This window comes from Pseudonocardia zijingensis (assembly GCF_042657305.1).
Lineage (GTDB): Bacteria > Actinomycetota > Actinomycetes > Mycobacteriales > Pseudonocardiaceae > Pseudonocardia > Pseudonocardia zijingensis.
In genome coordinates this window covers 1-4366 of record NZ_JBHSKO010000061.1, presented here as the reverse complement: position 1 = coordinate 4366, position 4366 = coordinate 1, and the positions used below count along the sequence as shown (strand labels likewise).

Genomic DNA, 4366 nt, shown 5'->3' with positions numbered 1-4366 from the left:
CTTCCGCGCGGCGAAGGCGCGTGCGGTGAGGACGTTGTCGGAGCAGCCGACGATCGCGATGCCGAGGGCCGGGAGCAGGAGGTCGGCCAGGTCGGCGGCGGTCACCGGCGGCAGTTCCGGGAGGGGGAGCCCGCCGGGGACCGGCCCGACGAGCCGCACGCCGAGCCGGTCGAGCGCGAACCACGCCGTGTCCGCGGCGGCCAGCAGTACCGCCAGCAGCGGTCCGGGGACGCGGGGGAACAGCGCCGAGACGGCCACCAGGAACGCGAGGACGGGGTCGTGGACGTTCGTCCTGGCGTCGTTGCTGTTCCTCGGCGTGTGGATGGGCATCGACGGCGCCGAAGGGTTCGACCCGTACCCGTTCATCCTGTTGAACCTCGTTCTGAGCTGCCTCGCGGCGCTGCAGGGCGCGATCCTGCTGATCGCGGCGAAGCGCAGCGACCAGATCGCGAGCGAGCTCGCGCACCACGACTACGGGGCGGACACCCGCACGCGCGACGTCGTCGAGGCACCCTCCGGTGAGGTCGCGGCCCTGCGGGCCGAGCAGGCCGCGCTGCACCAGCTGCTGGAGCGGGAACGAGCGTAGAAGTCCGTCGCGAACCGCCGCGCCTCCGGCCGAACGGCCGGCTGCGGTGATCGGACAACCCCGCGATCGGCAGCAGCGGTCCCGCGCACGACGGGACTCCCGCCTCCTCGCAGTGGGCCTCCGGTTGGTTCCGCCCGGTGCGTCGACAGGGAAACGTGGTCACCGAGACCGAGGAGGACACCGATGTGCGGACAGCACGAACGCGCGGTGGCGGTCATCCCGGCACCCGTGAGAGGAGCCTCCGATGCGTACTGACCCGGACCACACACCGGTCGTGAACCGGCTGCCGCGGCGCGGCACCGACCGCGTCGAGGACGCTGTCGCCTGGATCCTGACCGCGGCCGCGCTGCTGCTGGTCGTGGCCGCCACCGTGACCGGGCTGGGCACGTACGGCCGTGCGGCCGAACGCGCCGAACTCCAGCGCACGACGACGTCGCAGGTGCGAGCCGTGTTGCTCGAGGACGCGAACGCGACGATCGTCGACGTCGGCGGGCCGATGCCGGCGCGGGTGGCAGCCCGCTGGCTCGATCGGAACGGCCACGAACACACCGGATCCGTCGTGGTCCGGCAAACGTTGCCGGCAGGAGCCGAGATCGACGTGTGGATCGACGCTGCGGGCGCGCTCACCTCCCGCCCGACCACTACCGCGAACGCAGTGGTCGGTGGCATCGCAGCGGCCTTCGGGGTGCTGTGCGCGGGCGGCACGCTGCTGGTCGCCGTCTGGCTGGCGGTGCGCCGCGCGACCGGCTCCGTGAACGCGCGGCGATGGGAACGGGAGTGGGCGCACGTCGAGCCGCTGTGGCGTCGCACGACGCTCTGACGTGCTCCCGCCCGTGCGGGACCGATCGTCGAAGTCGCGCGTGACCCGTTGGGTACCGCTCAGCGGCGGGGGATCGTCCAGCGCACGGTCGTGCCGCTCGGGGCGCGGCGCGCCACGTGGCACTCGCCGTGGTGGCGTTCGGCGCGGCGGCGCATGTTGGCCAGGCCGCTGCTGCGCGCGGTGTCGCTGAAGCCGATCCCGTCGTCGTGCACGGAAAGGCTCAGCAGGTCGGGCCCGACGGCGAGTTCCACGGCAGCGCTGCGCGCGTGTGCGTGGCGGGCGACGTTCGCCAGCGACTCGCGCAGCACGGCGACGAGGTCGTCGGCGATCTCGGGCGGCAGGGTGTCGATCGGTCCGTCGAAGCGGATCGTGGGGTCGAACCCGAGCGCTTCCGCGGCATCGGACGTGACGTCCACGAGCCGGGCGCGCAGGCCGCCGGGCGCTGTGGTGCGCTGGTCGTGCAGCTCGAAGATGGTGGTGCGGATCTGGCTGATCGTGGCGTCGAGGTCGGCGACGGTGCTCAGGATCCGGTCCGTGGCCCGGCCGGGTCCCAGGCTCATGGCGACGCTCTGCAACGACAGCCCGGCGGCGAAGAGCCGCTGGATGACCTGGTCGTGCAGGTCGGCCGCGATGCGGTCGCGCTCGTCGAGCATCGCGGCGCGCTGCTGCTCGGCCCGGGCCTGGGCCAGCTCGACGGCGAGGGCTGCGTGGTTGGCGAAGCTGAGCGCCATGTCGAGGTCGGTGTCGGCGAACCCGACCCGTCCGCGTTCGCGGACCGCGGCCAGCACCCCGCGGGGCCCGCCCGACGCGAGCAGCGGGACCACGAGGACCGGCCCCACGTCGAGGTGGCTCGCGCTGAGGGCCAATTGGTGTGCTTCCGCGCCGACGTGCGCCATCCGGAGCGGACGCCCTGTGGTGAACACGCGGCCGAGCAACGAGTCCGCCAGGGGCACGCTGATGCCGCGCAGACGCTGCGAACCGGAGTCGGCGACCTCCTCGATCTGCAGCTCGTCGTCCGCGCCGGGCAGCGCGACCAGGACCAGGTCGGCATCGGCGACCTCGAGGCAGCGCTGCGCGATGAGCCGCAGCGGGGCTTGCCCCTGCTCCGTGTCGGGGGACAACAGCTGGCGGGTGATGCTCGCCGAGGCCTGGAGCCACTTGCCGCGGGCGCGGGCGGCCTCGTAGAGGCGGGCGTTGTCGATCGCGACGGCGGCGGTGGCGGCGATGGCGGTGCACAGGTCCTCGTCCTCGGCGCTGAACTCACCGCGCTCGCTCTCGGCGAGGTAGAGGTTGCCGAACACCTCGTCCCGGATCCGGATCGGCACCCCGAGGAAGCTGGTCATCGGCGGGTGGCCGGGCGGGAAACCCGAGGAACGCTCGTCGTCGGCGATGCGGACCAGCCGGATCGGGTGGGGGTCGTCGATGAGCGCGCCGAGCAGCCCCTTCCCCTGGGGCAGGTGTCCGATCAGCCCGACGACGTCGTCCGGCATCCCGGTGTGGACGAACTCGGCGAGCCCTCCGGCGGGCGCGATGACGCCGAGGGCCGCGTAGCGGGCCCCAACGAGGTCGCGCGCGGCCTCGACGATCCGGCGCAGCACTGCCGGGAGGTCGAGGTCGCCGATGACGAGCTGGTTGGCGCGCAGGAGGCCGCGCAGCCTGCCCTGGGTGGCCATGACCTCCTGCGCCCGCTCCACGACCTGGCTCAACAGCTGGTCCAGCTCCAGGCGCGGGACGTCGGCGAACGTCAGCGGCTCCCGGGTGGTCGCGTCGTCAGGATCGCGGTGAGCCGGCCCGTGGGCGTACTGCCCGGCGCCGCCCTGCGGCAGTTCCCCGCCCTCGACGCTGCGCGGCTCGTCCTGCGAAGTCACCTCTCGCCCTCGATCCGGGTCAGCGGGTCCTCCCGTCCTTGCGCAGCTCGGCGGCGTAGACGGCGGCCTCGGTGCGCCGGGAGAAGCCGAGCTTGTGCAGCAGCGAGGACACGTAGTTCTTGACGGTCTTCTCGGCGAGGAACATCTCGGCGCCGATCTGGCGGTTGGTGAGGCCGTCGGCGATGAGGTGCAGGATGCGGCGTTCCTGGGGGCTCAGCGACGCGTAGCGGGGGTCGGCGGGTTCGTCGCCTTTGCGCAGCCGTTCCAGCACGGCGGCGGTGGCGTTGGGGTCCAGCAGCGAACCGCCTGCTGCGATCGTGCGGACGGCGCCGACGAGGTCCATGCCGGTGACCTGTTTGAGCAGGTAGCCCGACGCCCCGGCCATGATGGCGCCGAACAGGGCCTCGTCGTCGGCGTAGGAGGTGAGCATCAGGCAGGCGGGCGGCGGGGTGACGGCTGAGCGGATGTCGCGGCAGACGGTGACCCCGTCGCCGTCCGGTAGTCGGACGTCGAGGATCGCGACGTCCGGGCGCAGGGCGGGGATCCTGGCCAGCGCCTGCGTGGCGGTGCTCGCCTCGCCTGCGACCGTGATGTCCTCCTCGGCTTCCAGCAGCTGGGCGATGCCGCGGCGGACGATCTCGTGGTCGTCGAGCAGGAACACGGAGATGGCCACGGATTCTGCCTCTCAATGGTCGGAGCACCCCACCGTACGTCGGGGTCCATCACAGGGGAAGCGCAGTCCCACCTCCCGGGGATGGGGCGGAACAGCCCATCCGTGCTGGTCCGCGCGGTGCCCTCACACCGCGGCATCTCGCCACACCGCTGCGGCGCGCTCCGCCGAGGCCCCGACCGGTCCGGTGGTGTCGATCGTGGTGGCGTCCGCCCAGGGGTCGGCGGTGCGCGCCATCAGGGTGGCGACGGCGGCCGTGGCGTCGGACGCGCCCGGGGCCCGCCCGGCGATGCGCCGGGCCGCGGTCTGCGCCTCGGCACGGCACCGCAGCTGCACCAGCTCGCTGTTCGTGCGCCACGCGATCTCCGCCGCGGCTGCGCGGTGCGGGGCGGCGGTCCAGGATGCGTCGAGCACCACCGACT

Annotated in this window: 6 protein-coding genes; 2 read left to right on the top strand and 4 right to left on the bottom strand. The window is 73.3% G+C overall.

The genetic code is table 11. The annotated features are described in order from the left end of the window. Nucleotides 1–330: SulP family inorganic anion transporter (locus tag ACFPL3_RS41875; protein ID WP_379591008.1), on the bottom strand; the 330-nt coding region annotated here is incomplete at its 3' end. Here ACFPL3_RS41875 and ACFPL3_RS41870 point away from each other — a divergent pair. Further along, nucleotides 323–586, top strand: coding sequence for a DUF1003 domain-containing protein (locus ACFPL3_RS41870; RefSeq protein ID WP_379591006.1), 264 nt, complete (start codon nucleotides 323–325; stop codon nucleotides 584–586). The genes ACFPL3_RS41875 and ACFPL3_RS41870 overlap by 8 nt on opposite strands. Nucleotides 587–830: 244 nt before the next feature. Continuing rightward, a complete protein-coding gene (locus tag ACFPL3_RS41865) occupies nucleotides 831–1406 on the top strand; it encodes an Rv1733c family protein (RefSeq protein ID WP_379591004.1) in 576 nt (191 codons plus the stop codon). Nucleotides 1407–1465: 59 nt separating this feature from the next. Here ACFPL3_RS41865 and ACFPL3_RS41860 read toward each other — a convergent pair whose 3' ends face one another. From ACFPL3_RS41860 to ACFPL3_RS41850, 3 genes are all read right to left on the bottom strand, one after another. Next, on the bottom strand, nucleotides 1466–3274 hold the full coding sequence (locus ACFPL3_RS41860) for a sensor histidine kinase (protein WP_343939609.1): 1809 nt from the start codon (nucleotides 3272–3274) through the stop codon (nucleotides 1466–1468). Nucleotides 3275–3293: 19 nt separating this feature from the next. Continuing rightward, nucleotides 3294–3947: a response regulator transcription factor gene (locus ACFPL3_RS41855; protein ID WP_343939607.1), complete on the bottom strand. Its 654-nt coding sequence runs from the start codon at nucleotides 3945–3947 to the stop codon at nucleotides 3294–3296. A 123-nt stretch (nucleotides 3948–4070) separates the two neighbouring features. Beyond that, the coding region (locus ACFPL3_RS41850; RefSeq protein WP_465269453.1) for a P-loop nucleotide/nucleoside kinase family protein at nucleotides 4071–4366 on the bottom strand (296 nt) is incomplete at its 5' end.